The following is a 14,999-nucleotide window of genomic DNA, read 5'->3' on the forward strand; positions in this document are numbered from 1 at the left end:
GCATCATGTCGCGCGATATTCTGCAGAAAGTGAAGACACTGGCCGGAGTGGGCTGGCGACGCCAATTGTTGGTCGCCGAAGCCTGCGCCAGCATGTTTGCGGCGCGGATCATCTTGCTCGTCCTGCCGTTCGCGCGCGTTGCGCGGCGGTTGGGTGACTTCGTCGCCCCGGCCGACCCACGCGTCGCCCAGCGCGCGGCGGCGACCACCCCGGACGAGGCGGCGACCGCACGCGCGATCGGCTGGGCAGTGCGTTCGGCCGCACCGTTCATGCCGTTCCGCTCGGTCTGCCTGCAACAGGCGATGGCGGCGCACGCGATGCTGCGGCGGCGCGGCATCGCCAGCGTGATGCATTTCGGCGCGAGCCCCAGCGGCGCCCGCGCGATCGACGCTCATGCCTGGCTCGACGCGGCGGGAGTCAAGGTGACCGGCTATCCGATCCCGAAAGAGATGGGCGAGATCGCCTGTTTCGTTTGAGGGGAGCAGGCCTCTCACCGTCATGCCGGGCTCGTCCCGGCATCCACCGTGCAACAATGCCTCAGCTCGGTTGTGGAGGAGTGGACCCCGGCACAAGGCCGGGGTGACGGCGGAGAATAAGAGTGCTTATCCCGTCCAATTACTCGCCGAGGCCATCTCGGTATAACTCGAATGTTTCCTCATCGAACGCGACCAGCAGGATGTGGTCGAACCGCTCCGCCGCAGCCATCGTCTCGCGCACCGCGATCGTCGCCGCTTGGTCGCGCGGATAGCCGTAAATGCCGGTACTGATCGCCGGAAAAGCGATCGTGCGCGCACCCAATGCCTCGGCGATCCGCAGGCTTTCGCGATAGCAACTCGCCAGCGTCTCCGCCTCGCCTTTGCCGCCGCCGGTCCACACCGGACCGACCGTATGGATCACATGGCGCGCAGGCAGGCGGTAGCCCTGCGTCGCCTTGGCCCTGCCGGGCTCGCAGCCATTGAGCATGCGGCATTCGGCAACCAGCTCTGGCCCGGCCGCACGGTGGATCGCACCGTCGACCCCGCCACCACCGAGCAGCGACGCATTGGCCGCGTTCACGATCGAGTCGACCTGCAGCCGCGTGATGTCGCCGCGAACCGCCTCGACCGGCATCAGCCGACCCGGTTCTTCACCAGATCGTCGACCACCGCCGGATCGGCCAGGGTCGAAATGTCGCCCAGGTTCGACACGTCGCCCTCGGCGATCTTGCGCAGGATGCGGCGCATGATCTTGCCCGAGCGCGTCTTGGGCAGGCCGGGCGCGAATTGCACCGCGTCGGGCGAGGCGATCGGACCGATCTCCATCCGCACCCATTGCACGAGTTCCTTGCGCAATTCCTCCGACGGCGCCTCATCGGCGTTGAGCGTGACATAGGCGTAAATGCCCTGCCCCTTGATGTCGTGCGGGAAGCCGACCACCGCCGCTTCGGCGACCTTGGCGTGGAGCACCAAAGCGCTCTCGACTTCGGCGGTACCCATGCGGTGACCGCTGACATTGATCACGTCGTCGACCCGCCCGGTGATCCAGTAAAAGCCATCCTCATCGCGGCGGCAGCCGTCGCCGGTGAAATATTTTCCCGGATAGGTGGTGAAATACGTCTGGAAGAAGCGGTCATGATCGCCCCAGACGCTGCGCATCTGGCCGGGCCAGCTCTTGGCGATGACCAGATTGCCCTCGGCCGCCCCGTTGAGGACAAAACCGTCGGCATCGACGATCTGCGGATCGACTCCTGGGAACGGCAAGGTCGCGCTGCCGGGCTTGAGGTCGGTGGCGCCGGGCAGCGGCGTGATCATGTGGCCGCCGGTTTCGGTCTGCCACCAGGTGTCGACGATCGGGCAGCGCCCCTCGCCGACCACTTCGTGATACCAGCGCCACGCCTCGGGATTGATCGGTTCGCCGACCGTGCCGAGCAGCTTGAGCGACGAGCGGCTGGTCCGCGTCACGTAATCGTCGCCTTCGCGCATCAGCGCGCGGAGCGCGGAGCGCGGTCGGCGCGGTGTAGATGATCTCGACCTGATGGCGGTCGACGACTTGCCAGATGCGGCTGGCGTCGGGCCAGTTGGGCACGCCTTCGAACATCAGGCTGGTCGCGCCGTTGGCGAGCGGGCCGTAGAGGATATAGCTGTGCCCGGTGACCCAGCCGATATCGGCCGCGCACCAATAGATCTGGCCGGGCCGGTAATCGAACGTCAGTTCATGGCTGAGGCTGACCCAGACCAAATAGCCGCCGGTGGTATGAAGCACGCCCTTGGGCTTGCCGGTCGATCCCGAGGTATAGAGGATGAACAGCGGATCCTCCGCGTTCATCGGTTCGGGCCGGCACTCGGCGGACGCCTGCTCGACCAAATCGTGATACCAGAAATCGCCATCGCCCATCGCGACGTCGCCACCGGTCGCGCGGACGACAATGACTTTTTCCAGCCCCGGCGCGTGGTTGCGCGCCGCATCGACATTGGCCTTGAGCGGGACCTTCTTGCCGCCGCGCCGGCCTTCGTCGGCGGTGATCACCAAAGTCGATCCGCAATCCTCGATCCGCCCGGCGAGCGCTTCGGGCGAGAAGCCGCCGAACACCACCGAATGGATCGCCCCGATCCGCGCGCAGGCCAGGATCGCCACCGCGGCTTCGGGGATCATCGGCATATAGATGGTGACGCGGTCGCCCTTGGCCACGCCCTGGGCCTTCAACGCATTGGCGAAGCGGCAGACGTCGCGGTGCAGCTCGCGATAGGTGATGCGGCGCGGCTGTTCGGCGGGATCGTCGGGCTCCCAGATCAGGGCGACGGTGTCGCCGCGCGTCGCCAGATGGCGGTCGAGACAATTGGCCGAGGCATTGAGCACGCCGTCAGCGAACCAGCTGATGCGGAAATCGTCCTGCCCGAACGACCAGTCGCCGGCCATTTCCGGCCGCTTGATCCAGTCGAGCCGGCGCGCCTGTTCGAGCCAGAAGGTGCCGGGATCGGCCAGGCTGCGGCCGTGCAGCTTTTCATAGCCGGCGCGATTGACCTTCGCGCGCTTGGCCCAATCGCCAGGTACCGGATAGACGCTCTGCTCGGACATGCTCTCTCCCTCGTCCATCCCTATTGGCGGCTGCGATGCCTGCTTGGCAAGCGCCGCAGCGCCATGCCACGATAGGATTTCTTGGGGGACCTGATGAACGACGCGACGAACGATCATCCGATGCATCACGGCGCCCCGGCGCACGCGCTGGAACGACTGGTGTTCTTTTCCGACGCGGTGTTCGCGATCTCGATCACGCTGCTGGTGATCGAGCTCAAGGTGCCGGCGCTGCCGCGCAGCGCGAGCGATGTCGAATTCCTGCAGGCGCTCGCCAATCTGACGCCGCATTTCGTCGGCTTCCTGGTGTCGTTCTTCGTGATCGGCGCGTTCTGGAGCGGGCATCACCGCGCGTTCGATTGCGCGCGGCATTGGTCGCCCAAATTGCTGATGCCCAATCTGTTCCTGTTATGTTCGGTCGCGGGGATGCCGTTCTTCACCGCGCTGGTCAGCGAATATTACGGCAAGCTGGTGCCGTCGGCAGCCTATTGCCTGTGGCTGTTCTTCGTCGCGATCTGCAATTTGTGGAACAACATGAAGGCAGTGTCGCCGCCCGTCGCCGCCGACGATCTCGACCCCGAATATGCCGCCTTGATCCGGCGCCGCGGCTGGGCGGTGATCCTGGGCACGCTGACGGCTTTGGCCTTCTGTTTCGTCAATCCTTGGCTGGCGCAGCCCGCGCTGATCTCGATGCCGCTGTGGCGCAGGCTGCTCGAATATCTCCACCGTCGCGGCACCCTGAAGACGGTGTGACCGCTAGCGGGTCCTGCTCGCGAGCCGGTCGAGCCATGGAGTCGCGACCAGATTGACCTGACGCACCAGCCCGATTGCGATCACGCCGACCACGATCCCCGGCCAGCCGAGCGTCACGGTGAACAGCACGGCGCCGACCGCCAGTGCCAATGCGACCAGCATCGCCAGTCCCAACTCGCGCTCGCCATCGAGATCGAGCGCGATCGCCCGCGGCGCGCGGCTGTCGTAGAAACGCGCGGTCTTGAGCACCAATCGGCCTTCGCTATCGCGGACATCGTCGCAGATCGTGGCGGCCACGGTCCGCAGCAGCTCGGGCGGCCCTGCCACCAGATTGGGGGCGCGTTGCGAAGGGGCGGAGACCGGCGGATCCAGCGTCCTTGCCGGTTGGGCCGACCTATCGGCAAAGCCAGCGGGCGATGGCGCGGTGTCGGACCAATCCTCCGCCGCCGTGTCCCTGAACGACGGATCGGACGGGTCGACGTCCTCGACCGGTACCGGATCGGCATAGGTCGTCATCGCCGGTGGCCGCCGTGCCGCCCAGGTGTCGATCACTTGCAGCCGGCCGCCGCGCTCGATCACGCGATAGCGCGACGGCGGCGGCCCCGACGGCATGTCAGCCGAATTTCTGCCGAAGATCGAGCATCGCGAGTGCTGCCTTTGCCGCGCCGCCGCCCTTGTCGGCCTGATCGGGATCGGCGCGATAGATCGCCTGCGCCTCGTTCTCGGTGGTCAGGATGCCGTTACCGATAGCGATGCCGTCCATCGTCAGCGCCATGATGCCGCGTGCGCTTTCGTTCGCGACGATCTCGAAATGATAAGTCTCGCCGCGGATCACCACGCCGATCGCGACATAAGCATCATACTTGCCGGTCTCCGCCGCGAGCGCGAGCGCACCGGGGATTTCGAGCGCGCCGGGGACGGTCACCGTCTCGTGCGAATGCCCTGCTTCCTCGATCGCGCGGCGCGCGCCGGCGAGCAGCATGTCATTGAGATGGTCGTAGAAGCGTGCTTCGACGATCAATATCCGCGCCATCAATCCAGTCCCCCAAGGTCGATCGCGCGTTCTCCTACGATAGACAGGCCATAGCCGTCCAATGCGACGAGCGTATGATGCGTGTTAGTCAGGAGGATCATGTCCTCGACCCCCAATTCGGTCAGGATCTGGGCGCCGACGCCATAGTCGCGCAATTCGTCGGGCATCGGCGCGCCAGCCTTATGCTCCAGCGCCTGGCTGAACCCGGTCGCGCCGGACGGCGACAGCAGCACGACGACGCCTGCCCCCGCCTTGCCGATGATCTCCATCGAGCGCTCGAGCAGGCCGGCGCGCTTGCCTTCCTCCCCGAACAGGTCGGCGAACACGCTCATCGCGTGCATCCGCACCAATGTCGGCCTGTCGGGGTCGATATGTCCCTTGATCAGCGCGATCTGCTCGGTGCCGGTGGCCTTGTTGTAATAGGTCCGCGCGGTCCACTCGCCACCCCAGCGGCTGGTGAAGCGCGCCTCGGCGCGGCGCTCGACGAGATGATCGTGCTGGCGGCGATAGGCGATCAGGTCGCGGATCGTGCCGATCTTGAGCTTGTGCTCCTGCGCGAAGGCGATCAGGTCGTCCATCCGCGCCATCGTGCCGTCGTCCTTCATGATCTCACAGATCACGCCCGACGGGTTGAGCCCGGCGAGCCGCGCGACGTCGACCGCCGCTTCTGTATGGCCGGCGCGGACGAGGACACCGCCGTTGCGCGCGATCAGCGGGAAGACATGGCCCGGCGAAACGATATCGCCGACGCCCTTCGACGCATCGATCGCGACCGATACGGTGCGCGCGCGGTCGTGCGCGGAGATGCCGGTAGTGATTCCCTCGCGCGCCTCGATCGACGCGGTGAAGGCGGTGCCATTGCGGGTGCGGTTCTCGCGCACCATCGGCTCGAGTTCGAGCTGCTTGATGCGCTCCTCGGTCAGGGTCAGGCAGATCAATCCGCGGCCATAGCGCGCCATGAAGTTGATCGCGTCCGGGGTCGCCATCTGCGCCGGGATGATCAGATCGCCTTCATTCTCGCGATCCTCGTCGTCGACCAGGATGGTCATGCGCCCGTTGCGCGCTTCCTCGATGATCTCCTCGATCGGCACCAGGGCCGGGCGCTTCTCGCGCCGGTCGAGATAGACCTCCAGCTTGCGCAAGGTATCGGCGGTCGGATTCCATTCGGGCTCGTCGAGCATGCGCAGCGAATTGGCGTGGAGCCCGGCGGCGCGGGCGAGCCCCGAGCGCGAAATACCGCCCGAGGAGACGAGATCGCGAACGCGATCGATCAGCATGGTGCTCATGACTGGCGAAATATCACACTGAAATGTGATGAGTCCAGCCACTAATCACATCGAAACACTACTTTTCGAGAAGCGACCGCATCCGGCTCAAATAGCGGGCGAGGACGTCGATCTCGATATTCACTGCCTGCCCGACCTCGATCGCGCCCAATGTCGTCACTGCCTGGGTATGCGGGATCAGATTGACCGTGAAGTCGGTACCCTCCGCCCCGTCGCTGACCGAATTGACCGTCAGCGAAACGCCGTCGACCGTCACCGATCCCTTGGCGGCGATATAGGGCGCCAGATCGCGCGCGACACGAAAAGCGATCGTCTTCGAATCGCCCGACGGTTCGACCCGCACCACTTCGGCGACGCCGTCGACATGACCGGTGACGATATGCCCGCCGAGCTCATCGCCGAGCTTCATCGCGCGTTCGAGGTTGAGCTTGCGCCCCTCGCTCCATTGTCCCTGCGCGGTGCGCGACACGGTTTCGCCCGATATGTCGACGGTGAACCAGCCCGGCCCCTTGTCGATCACGGTCAGGCATACGCCCGAGCACGAGATCGACGCGCCGAGATCGACCCCGGTAGTGTCGTAAGCGGTCGCGATCACCGCGCGCAGGTCGCCACGATGCTCGATCGTGCGGATCGTGCCGATATCCGAGATGATGCCGGTAAACATCGCAAATTTCCCAAGCTGCGCCGACGATCGTCAGCGGGTGCGTTCGTAGATTTCCAGCCGGTCGATGCCCAACATCCGCGCGTCGTGCAACCGCCAGCGGCCATGCGCCTCGGCCAGATGGGCAAGCCCGATATCGCCGAGCGCCGGCCGACCGCCGCCGATCAGGATCGGCGCGCGATAGAGCAACAGCCGGTCGACCAGATCGTCGGCCAGGAATGCCGAGGCCGCGCCGGCGCCGCCTTCGACCAGGACATGGTCGATCTGGTCGAGCCCGGCGATCGCCGCGGGCGAGTCGACCCACTCCCAATGGTCGTGATCGCCGCGATGGCGAGTCATCAGCAAGCGCCGCGGGCTATGCTGTTCGAGCCCGCCGAGCCGGACATCGAGCCGCGGCGCATCGGCTTCGACGGTGCCGCGGCCGACCAGAATCGCCTCGTGCCGCGCGCGTTCGAGATGCGCATGGGCGCGCGCCGCGTCCCCGGTGATCCATTTCGATTCGCCGCCGGCGCGCGCGATGCAGCCGTCGAGCGAGGTGGCGAGCTTGAGCGTCACATGCGGTCGCCCTGCCGCGCGACGCGTGAGGAACCCGGCCATCGAGCGCCGCGCCTCCTCGGCCATCACATCCTCGGTCACCGCGATACCGGCCGCGCGGAGTCGAGCAATGCCCTGGCCATCGGTGCGCGGATCGGGGTCGCCGAGCGCGATGACAACCTGGGCGACGCCGGCGGCGACCAACAGATCGCTGCACGCCGGCCCGCGCGGCGACGCATGCGCGCAGGGTTCGAGTGTCACATAAACCGTTGCGCCGTTCGTTGCGTCACCCGCCATCGCGAGCGCCATTGCCTCGGCATGCGGGCGGCCGCCGGGCTGGGTCCAGCCGCGCCCGACGACGCGGCCCTGCTTCACGATCACGCAGCCGACATTGGGATTGGGAGCGGTCCGTCCGCGCCCGCGCTCGGCGAGCGCTAGCGCGGCGGCCATGAAACGCGGGTCGGGACTCAAAGCCAAGGCGACAGCTTGTCGTTCAGGCGCTTGAACGCCGCCTTTCTCTCGTCGTCCTCCTTCTTCTGCTTGGCGTCCTCGATCTTCTTCTTGTCCCCGTCGATCTTCTGCTGCGCGACAATCTCGGCATCGGTGCGGTCGGCGCGCCACGACTGGACGTAGATGATGGTCGGCCGCCGCCACTCGCGCTGGACTGTCGAACCGGCGGCGAAGCCCCCGACGATCAGGATGCAGAGCATCAGCGAGCCGAACAGGATCAGGATCTCGTATTTCTTGCGCGTGCCGAGATAGCGGCGCAGGTCGAGCAACGCGCGAAACGGATTGTAGCGGCCGAGGAAATTTCCCATCGGCCCAAGATAGGCGCGGGACGGCAAACAGGCCAGCCCCGCGCCCGTAACGGTCATTGCTCGTTGAGCACGAAGCGCAGACTCATCGCCTTCCATTGCTCGATCGGCACGCCATCCTTGGTTGCCGGCTTGAACCGCCATTTGCCCAGCGCCTGGCGCTGCGCGGCGGCGAAGAAGGCGTCCGATGCGGCCGACACCTTCTCGACTTGCTTCACCCGGCCGTCGGTGCCGACCAGCACGCGGAGCACGACGCGCCCGCTATTGCCTGCGCGCTGCTCCTCGGGCGGATAAGGCGGCTGGAGCAGGTTCTGGTAGCGCGGATCGATGAACGCATCGACCATGACGGGCTTGGCGATGGGCGTCGGGATCACAGCAGGCGTTGGATCGGGACTAGTGCCGATCGCGGGGCCGGGATTCGGCGGCGGCGTCTCGCGGGTCGTCGGCAACGGATTGATTGGTGGCAGCGGCAACGGCTGCACCGGTGGGGTATAAACGATCTCTGTCGGCGGGGTCTTGGTCTCGGTTTTCGGAGGTTGCGGCTTGATCGGAGGGGGCGGCGGCGGTTCAATAACCGGGTATCCCTCGAAGATGTCGGGTTCCTTGATGACGTGAGTGATCTGCAACCCCATCACCAGCGCCGCGATCGGCCCGGCGGTCATAACCAATGCCAGCGCCATGCTGCCCGGCTTGAACGCCGGGCCCGCGCCATAACGGTCGCCATAAGTCGCCATATCGTCTCTCCTTTCACGGTCTCGGATGCCGCGACTCAGAGATGTTACAACATTACTTTATATGATACAAGATATCATCGATCACCCGGGCGAGAGCCGCTCCAAAGCGCGGTCGTGGCCGATCAGCGGGAGCAACGCCGCCATGTCGGGGCCATGATCCATCCCGGTCAGCGCGCGGCGCAGCGGCAGGAACAACGATTTGCCCTTGCGCCCGGTCGCTTCCTTGAGCGCTCCGGTCAGCGCGTGCCAGGGATCGCCTGTCCAATCGATCTCGCCGGCAAGCCGGTGTGCGGCGTCGAGGAACTCGCGATCCTCGGGATCGACGGCGACCGAGATCGGCCCCTCCACCACATGCCACCAGTCGGCCGCACCGGCGATGGTCGTCAGATTGGGCCGGATCGCTTCCCAGGCAGCGCCGTCCATTCCGTCAGGCAGGCGATCGGCGACCGCGGCGAAATCGAGCTGATGGACGATCCGCGCGTTGAGCTGGGCGAGCTCGCCTTCGTCGAACCGCGCCGGCGCGCGGCCAAAGCGCGAGAAATCGAACGCGGCGATCAGCGGTGCTGGGTCGACGAACGGCTCGACCGGATCGCTGGTACCGATCCGCGCGAGCAACGCAGTGATCGCCTGCGGTTCGATCCCTTCCTCACGGAAATGCTCGACCCCGAGCGAACCCAGCCGCTTCGACAATTTACCTTCCGCTCCGGTCAGCAACGCCGCATGCGCGAAGGTCGGCAGCGGCGCGTTCATCGCCGCGAACATCTGCAGTTGGAGCGCGGTGTTGGAGACGTGATCCTCGCCTCGAACGACATGGCTGATACCCATGTCCACATCGTCGATCACCGACGGCAGCATGTAGAGCCACGACCCGTCAGCGCGGCGGATCACCGGATCGCTCATCGTCGCGGCGTCGAAATGCTGGGGGCCGCGGATCAGATCATGCCATTCGATCGCGCCCGGATCGAGCTTGAAGCGCCAATGCGGGCGGATGCCGTCAGCCTCGAACTTGGCGCGATCGGCGTCCCTGAGCGAGAGCGCGGCGCGGTCATAGACCGGCGGCAGACCGCGCCCGAGCAGGATCTTGCGCTTGAGCTCCAGTTCCTGCTGCGTTTCGTACGCCGGATAGATCCGCCCCGCGGCGCGCAGATCGTCGAAACGGCGTTCGTAGAGCGCGAACCGCTCCGACTGCCGCACTTCGTCATCCGGAGTCAGGCCGAGCCAGGCGAGATCGGCGCGGATCGAGTCGACATAGCGCTCCTCGCTCCGCTCGACATCGGTATCGTCGATCCTGAGCACGAACCGCCCGCCGGTCGACCGCGCGAACAGCCAGTTGAGGATCGCGGTGCGGATATTGCCTATATGGAGATTGCCGGTCGGACTCGGCGCGAAGCGGGTAACGGTCATGCCCGCGACTTAGGGCGAGTAAGAGTGGCCGGCAATGCGCGCGCATGATCGCGGACGCCCGCCGCCCCAATCCGTCCCCGCCGACGCGGCGCTATGGGTTCGGGCTGTGGTCAGTCATAGACGGCACTGACATCCTGCTTGATGCCATGGAGCCGAACGACCTGACGCCCCACGCAGACCGGAGCGGCGATAAGGCGCATCCATTTCGACGGCCCGTTCACCGGCATGATTTCGGCATCGAGAGTGAAGCCGCGCCGATGCTTGATGGCATAAGCGCGCAGCCGCTCCATCGCGCTGCGCGATGGTTCGGCATACAAAGCGGCAATCTCGTCCCGCGCGAGGGCCGCGTCGTGCGGCAAGCCGAACAGGTCGAACACCCCGTCCGTCCAGCTCAGGGCATTATCGGACAGATCGCATTCCCACAGCCCGATGCCGCGCGCCGCCAGGAGCTCGGGATGGCGCGCGGGAGCAACCAGCGCCTCGCTCGGCCCGTCGAGCAGGCACCCGAGGTCGAAACGCTGATGTTGCTCGAACAAGGGCCAGCTATGGGTCAGGGGTAAAGCATGGCTCACGCTCGTGGCGCTCCGTTACAACAGGTGGACGGCCGTCCTTGTCGGTGGTTTTGTATGGCGCTGAAAGGGTGTCCAAAAGGTTTCAGCGGCCTACCCGAAACGGCAAGTCCATCGACTTCGGCGGGCGCTGTAGATCCGCGCCTAAAGCCGCTTTACGCGCCCCTTGGCCGTTTGATCTTGAAGGCGAGGATTCTCACCCGGCGCCGCGGCCGACATCGATAATTGCCTTCGCGAACGCCAATGGCGCTTCCTGCGGCAAATTGTGGCCGATGCCGCCCGAGATGGTGCGGTGCTCATAGGGACCAGTAAACTTCGCCCGATATCTGGACGGATCGGGGTGGGGCGCTCCGTTCGCGTCGCCTTCCATCGTGATGGCCGGGATCGTCACGGGCGGCGCGGTGGCAAGCGTCGCTTCGACCGCGTCATATTGCCGCTCGCCTTGCGCGAGGCCGAGGCGCCAGCGGTAATTGTGGATGACGATGGCCACATGGTCCGGGTTCGCGAACGATGCGGCGGACCGCGCATAGGTCGCGTCATCGAACGCCCATTGCGGTGACGCGAGTTCCCAGATCAGGCGGTTGAAGGCGTGGGTGTTGGCGGCGTAGCCGGCCTTGCCCCGCTCGGTCGCGAAGTAGAACTGGTACCACCATTGCAATTCCTGCTTCGGCGGCAGCGGCGCGACATTGCCGGCCTGGCTGCCGATCAGATAGCCGCTGACCGACACCAGCGCCTTGCACCGCTGCGGCCAGAGCACCGCCATGATGTCCGCCGTCCGCGCGCCCCAATCGAAGCCCGCGACGATTGCCTTCTCGATCTTCAATGCGTCCATAAGGGCGATGCCGTCGGCCGCCAGCGCGGCTTGTTGCGCGTTTCGCGGCGTCGCGTCCGAGCGGAACGTCATCGAGCCGTAGCCGCGCAGATGCGGAATGATCACGCGATATCCCTGCGCGGCCAGGACCGGCGCGACCTCGACGAAGCTGTGGATGTCGTAAGGCCAACCGTGAAACAGCAGCACGGCCGATCCGCTCGCGGGTCCCATCTCGACATAGCCGATGTCGAGGACGCCCGCCGCAACGTGCTTGATCGTCTCGAATGCCTTCGGAACCGGGGGAGCCGGGCGCGTGCGCTGTGGCGTCTGCGCCTTGGCGGTGGCGGAGCCAAGGAGAGCAGCGGCCATGGCGGCAGCGCCGGAAACGAAATTCCGACGGTCCGGGACGATCGGATCTGGCGTCGATTTCGGCACGGCTTGGCTTCCTTCTAAGCAGTTTGAGGTCTGGTCGGGCCGCATGGTCGTGTGAGGGGACCCAGATCAAGCGGCGCCGGTGGCGTGTGGGGATAATCAGTCGCGGCGGCCCTCTCACGGGACTTAGCTACCGTCGATGGCGATGCTCGTCGCTTATGGGATCAGCAGGTCGCCACAAGGCAACTTCAGGCGTCCCATGCGAGGCAAGCCGCAAGTTAGGAATGCAGCAACCGCGGCCGGATAATCATGGCGCCATGAATGTCCGCGAAGCCATACGGTCCGTCCGCGACGACTATGTCGAACAATTCGACGCGATGGTCGCGCTTCAGCGCGCCAAACGATCCGACATTTTCGTCGATCGGCGCATGACGCGGCCCGAGAGCAGCCTGTTCGGCAAACTCTATGTTCCAGACGTCAGCTTCGGCGATCCAATGACCGAATGGCTCGACATGGTGCCTCGCGATCGGGCCGGTGCGCTGCCCGGCTTCTCGCTCGAAACGCCCAGCCTCGTCGTTGAGGTCGAAGATCTCTGGTGGGACGATCTGCGGCTTGACCATGATGGGGCGTTCACCGGGAAGCTGGTGAGTTGGTGGTTCGATCGCTGGATGCCTCGCGCCGATTCGGCGACCCCGCGAGCGGAAGGCGTGAGCGGCTTCATCCATAGCGTGACGGTCGACGAGACGTGGATGAACGTGGACCTTGGCACCGCGACGATCGACGCCTTGTTCAACCTTCTTTCGATCGCACAGAATTGCGGCGCCAAGTCAGTACGCGTCACCCGCGGTCGTCGCTGACGCGGCGCAGGCCGGGGCTCGGCCGCGCGCGATTAGCGTTTCGCTAAATCGCTGCCTCGCCCCTTGAACCCCTGCGCCACCACGAACCATTCGACCGAGCCCTTGCGGCTCGACGGCGGCTTGGCGTGCTTCACCGTCGCGAAATTGCGCTTCATCTCGGCGACCAGCGTCGAATCGGCGCCGCCCGCGAACACTTTCGACACGAACGTGCCGCCGGGCTTGAGCACGTCGATCGCGAAGGCCAGCGCGGTTTCGACCAGCGCCAAGGTGCGCAGCGCATCGGTTTGCGGATGGCCGACCGTATTCGCCGCCATGTCCGACATGACGAGATCGGGCGCGCCGCCCAGTTCCGCGATCAGCCGATCGGGCGCCGCATCGTCCATGAAGTCCATTTGCAGAATGGTGACGCCGTCGATCGGATCGACCGGCAACAGGTCGATGCCGACGATCGCCGCCTTGGGCACCTGACGTCGCACGACCTGACTCCAGCCGCCGGGTGCAAGACCCAAATCGACCACGCGGCTCGCGCCCTTGAGGAACCCGAACTTCTCGTCGAGTTCGATCAATTTGTATGCCGCGCGGCTGCGATAGCCTTCCGCCTTGGCGCGCTTGACGTAGGGATCGTTCAATTGCCGTTCGAGCCAGCGCGTCGATTGCGGCGTGCGATTGCGCGAAGTCCGTACGCGGGTATGCCCGCCGCCGCCGCCCCTCATGGCCGTTGCGCTCCCATCAGGCGCCGCAAGATGCCTTCGCGGATGCCGCGATCGGCCACTCCCAGCCGCTCGGCCGGCCACAGATCGAGGATCGATTCGAGGATCGCGCAGCCCGCCACGACCAGATCGGCGCGCTCGCCGCCGATGCAGGGGAGGCGCGATCGCTCGGCCACGGACATGCCCGACAATTCGGCCGAGATGCGGCGCATCGCTTCGGTCGGGACGATCAGCCCGTCGACCTTGGCGCGATCATAATGGTCGAGTTCGAGGAATACGCTGGCCAAAGTCGTCACCGTTCCGCTGGTCCCGAGCAGCCGTGGGGCCTTCAGCTTCGCGGGCACGCGCGCGGCAAAAGCGGCGAAACTCTCGGTCGCCAGCGCCCGCATCCGCGCGTACGATTCGCCCAGCGCCTCGGTAGTATGGCCGCCGCCGGCATGTTCGGTTAGCGACACCACGCCCCAGCGCGCCGAATGCCAGTCGAGCACGCGCGGATGATCGCCCGACAGGTCGATCAGCACCAATTCGGTCGATCCGCCGCCGATATCGAAGATCAGCGCTGGCCCATCGCCCGGCTCCATCAGCGCGTGGCAGCCGAGTACCGCCAGCCGCGCTTCCTCCTCAGGCGAGATGATGTCGAGCCGGATGCCGGTCTCGCGATAGGCGCGCTCGATGAATTCGGCGCCGTTCGCCGCCTGGCGGCACGCCTCGGTCGCGACCGACCGGGCGACCAGCACGTTGCGGCGGCGCAGCTTGTCGGCGCAGATCCTTAGCGCCGCGATGGTACGATCGATCGCCGCGTCCGACAGCCGCCCGCTCGAGGCGAGGCCCTCGCCCAGCCGAACGATCCGCGAAAAGGCGTCGACCACGGCGAAGCCGTTGCCCTGCGGCCGCGCGATCAGCAGGCGGCAATTGTTGGTGCCGAGATCGAGCGCGGCATAATGCGGCGCATCGCCCCAGCGCTTGGTCGGAATGCGGGCCGGACGGGCGGCGGGCTTGCCTGGTGGGGCGGCGCGCTGCCGGTGCGGCATATTGGCGGGAACGTCCCCCATGCCGTCGTAACTCTTATATTCTTGCGGTCCGGCCCATAGCCCTCCGCTGCTTGGCGCCGAGCCTAACCGAACTGGCGCGATGCGACAAGCGAGCGGCCGTTCGCGCGATCTTGCCGGTTGCCCCAGGCCCTTGACCGGTCGCGCCAGCCCGCCTAGAGCCCGCCGCCTGTTGCCCCGTCGTCTAAAGGTAAGACTACGGACTCTGACTCCGTCAATTGAGGTTCGAATCCTCACGGGGCATCCAGTCAATCGAAAATTTTGTCTATTTCTCAGCGCATTAGGCAGTGATTCGATTTTCGGCTCCCTCGCTGGCCCCCACACTGTCTAATTGACGGCTTCTCGCCTAAAGTTGGCATT

General features: G+C 65.8%; 16 protein-coding genes, 1 tRNA gene and 1 pseudogene. 4 read left to right on the forward strand and 14 right to left on the reverse strand.

The features are described from left to right. Positions 1-5: 5 nt before the first annotated feature. On the forward strand, positions 6-476 hold the full coding sequence (locus SMA01S_RS12270) for a lasso peptide biosynthesis B2 protein (RefSeq protein ID WP_157093920.1): 471 nt from the start codon (positions 6-8) through the stop codon (positions 474-476). 139 nt (positions 477-615) lie between these two features. Here the strand turns inward: SMA01S_RS12270 and SMA01S_RS12275 are convergent, their stop codons facing one another. Together SMA01S_RS12275 and acs are read right to left on the reverse strand one after the other, a co-directional pair. Then, positions 616-1,110, reverse strand: a complete 495-nt coding sequence (locus SMA01S_RS12275; RefSeq protein ID WP_066822220.1) for an O-acetyl-ADP-ribose deacetylase — start codon at positions 1,108-1,110, stop codon at positions 616-618. Then, positions 1,110-3,054: pseudogene (acs, locus tag SMA01S_RS12280) on the reverse strand (acetate--CoA ligase). Before acs ends, SMA01S_RS12275 begins: the two are co-directional and overlap by 1 nt. A 93-nt stretch (positions 3,055-3,147) precedes the next feature. Between acs and SMA01S_RS12285 the strand changes: the two are divergent. Further along, positions 3,148-3,804: a TMEM175 family protein gene (locus SMA01S_RS12285; RefSeq protein WP_066822223.1), complete on the forward strand. Its 657-nt coding sequence runs from the start codon at positions 3,148-3,150 to the stop codon at positions 3,802-3,804. Between the two features lie 3 nt (positions 3,805-3,807). Here SMA01S_RS12285 and SMA01S_RS12290 read toward each other — a convergent pair whose 3' ends face one another. The 10 genes from SMA01S_RS12290 to SMA01S_RS12335 form a co-directional block, all read right to left on the reverse strand. Then, a complete protein-coding gene (locus tag SMA01S_RS12290) occupies positions 3,808-4,416 on the reverse strand; it encodes a hypothetical protein (RefSeq protein WP_066822233.1) in 609 nt (202 codons plus the stop codon). A 1-nt stretch (position 4,417) separates the two neighbouring features. Beyond that, positions 4,418-4,837 (reverse strand): 6,7-dimethyl-8-ribityllumazine synthase, encoded by a 420-nt coding sequence (ribH, locus tag SMA01S_RS12295; RefSeq protein ID WP_066822236.1) that lies wholly within the window; start codon positions 4,835-4,837, stop codon positions 4,418-4,420. Then, positions 4,837-6,123, reverse strand: coding sequence for a 3,4-dihydroxy-2-butanone-4-phosphate synthase (ribB, locus tag SMA01S_RS12300; RefSeq protein ID WP_066822238.1), 1,287 nt, complete (start codon positions 6,121-6,123; stop codon positions 4,837-4,839). Before ribB ends, ribH begins: the two co-directional genes overlap by 1 nt. Positions 6,124-6,181: 58 nt before the next feature. Further along, positions 6,182-6,787, reverse strand: a complete 606-nt coding sequence (locus tag SMA01S_RS12305) for a riboflavin synthase (protein ID WP_066822240.1) — start codon at positions 6,785-6,787, stop codon at positions 6,182-6,184. Between the two features lie 30 nt (positions 6,788-6,817). Beyond that, complete coding sequence (gene ribD, locus SMA01S_RS12310) at positions 6,818-7,768, reverse strand: bifunctional diaminohydroxyphosphoribosylaminopyrimidine deaminase/5-amino-6-(5-phosphoribosylamino)uracil reductase RibD (protein WP_066822242.1); 951 nt, start codon at positions 7,766-7,768, stop codon at positions 6,818-6,820. Positions 7,769-7,785: 17 nt separating this feature from the next. Next, positions 7,786-8,136, reverse strand: a complete 351-nt coding sequence (locus SMA01S_RS12315; protein ID WP_066822244.1) for a hypothetical protein — start codon at positions 8,134-8,136, stop codon at positions 7,786-7,788. 53 nt (positions 8,137-8,189) lie between these two features. Continuing rightward, a complete protein-coding gene (locus tag SMA01S_RS12320) occupies positions 8,190-8,867 on the reverse strand; it encodes an energy transducer TonB (protein ID WP_066822246.1) in 678 nt (225 codons plus the stop codon). 81 nt (positions 8,868-8,948) lie between these two features. Continuing rightward, entirely contained in the window at positions 8,949-10,271 is a 1,323-nt protein-coding gene (gene gltX / locus SMA01S_RS12325; RefSeq protein WP_066822249.1) for a glutamate--tRNA ligase, read from the reverse strand. Between the two features lie 110 nt (positions 10,272-10,381). Next, the gene (locus tag SMA01S_RS12330; RefSeq protein ID WP_066822252.1) at positions 10,382-10,843 is read right to left on the reverse strand and encodes a hypothetical protein; all 462 of its coding nucleotides are present in this window, start codon (positions 10,841-10,843) and stop codon (positions 10,382-10,384) included. 193 nt (positions 10,844-11,036) lie between these two features. After that, the gene (locus SMA01S_RS12335; protein WP_439654309.1) at positions 11,037-11,882 is read right to left on the reverse strand and encodes an alpha/beta fold hydrolase; all 846 of its coding nucleotides are present in this window, start codon (positions 11,880-11,882) and stop codon (positions 11,037-11,039) included. A 458-nt stretch (positions 11,883-12,340) separates the two neighbouring features. Here SMA01S_RS12335 and SMA01S_RS12340 point away from each other — a divergent pair, with 458 nt between their 5' ends. Further along, positions 12,341-12,880: a hypothetical protein gene (locus SMA01S_RS12340; protein ID WP_157093921.1), complete on the forward strand. Its 540-nt coding sequence runs from the start codon at positions 12,341-12,343 to the stop codon at positions 12,878-12,880. Positions 12,881-12,912: 32 nt separating this feature from the next. On the opposite strand, the gene SMA01S_RS12345 is transcribed toward SMA01S_RS12340, so the two are convergent. Continuing rightward, positions 12,913-13,593: an RlmE family RNA methyltransferase gene (locus SMA01S_RS12345; RefSeq protein WP_066822260.1), complete on the reverse strand. Its 681-nt coding sequence runs from the start codon at positions 13,591-13,593 to the stop codon at positions 12,913-12,915. After that, positions 13,590-14,642 (reverse strand): Ppx/GppA phosphatase family protein, encoded by a 1,053-nt coding sequence (locus tag SMA01S_RS12350; RefSeq protein WP_245649257.1) that lies wholly within the window; start codon positions 14,640-14,642, stop codon positions 13,590-13,592. Before SMA01S_RS12350 ends, SMA01S_RS12345 begins: the two co-directional genes overlap by 4 nt. Before the next feature lie 170 nt (positions 14,643-14,812). On the opposite strand from SMA01S_RS12350, the gene SMA01S_RS12355 reads away from it, so the two are divergent. Beyond that, positions 14,813-14,886: transfer RNA gene (locus tag SMA01S_RS12355), tRNA-Gln, on the forward strand. The last annotated feature ends 113 nt before the right edge of the window (positions 14,887-14,999 follow it).

The sequence above is a fragment of the Sphingomonas mali NBRC 15500 genome, assembly GCF_001598415.1.
Classification (GTDB): domain Bacteria; phylum Pseudomonadota; class Alphaproteobacteria; order Sphingomonadales; family Sphingomonadaceae; genus Sphingomonas; species Sphingomonas mali.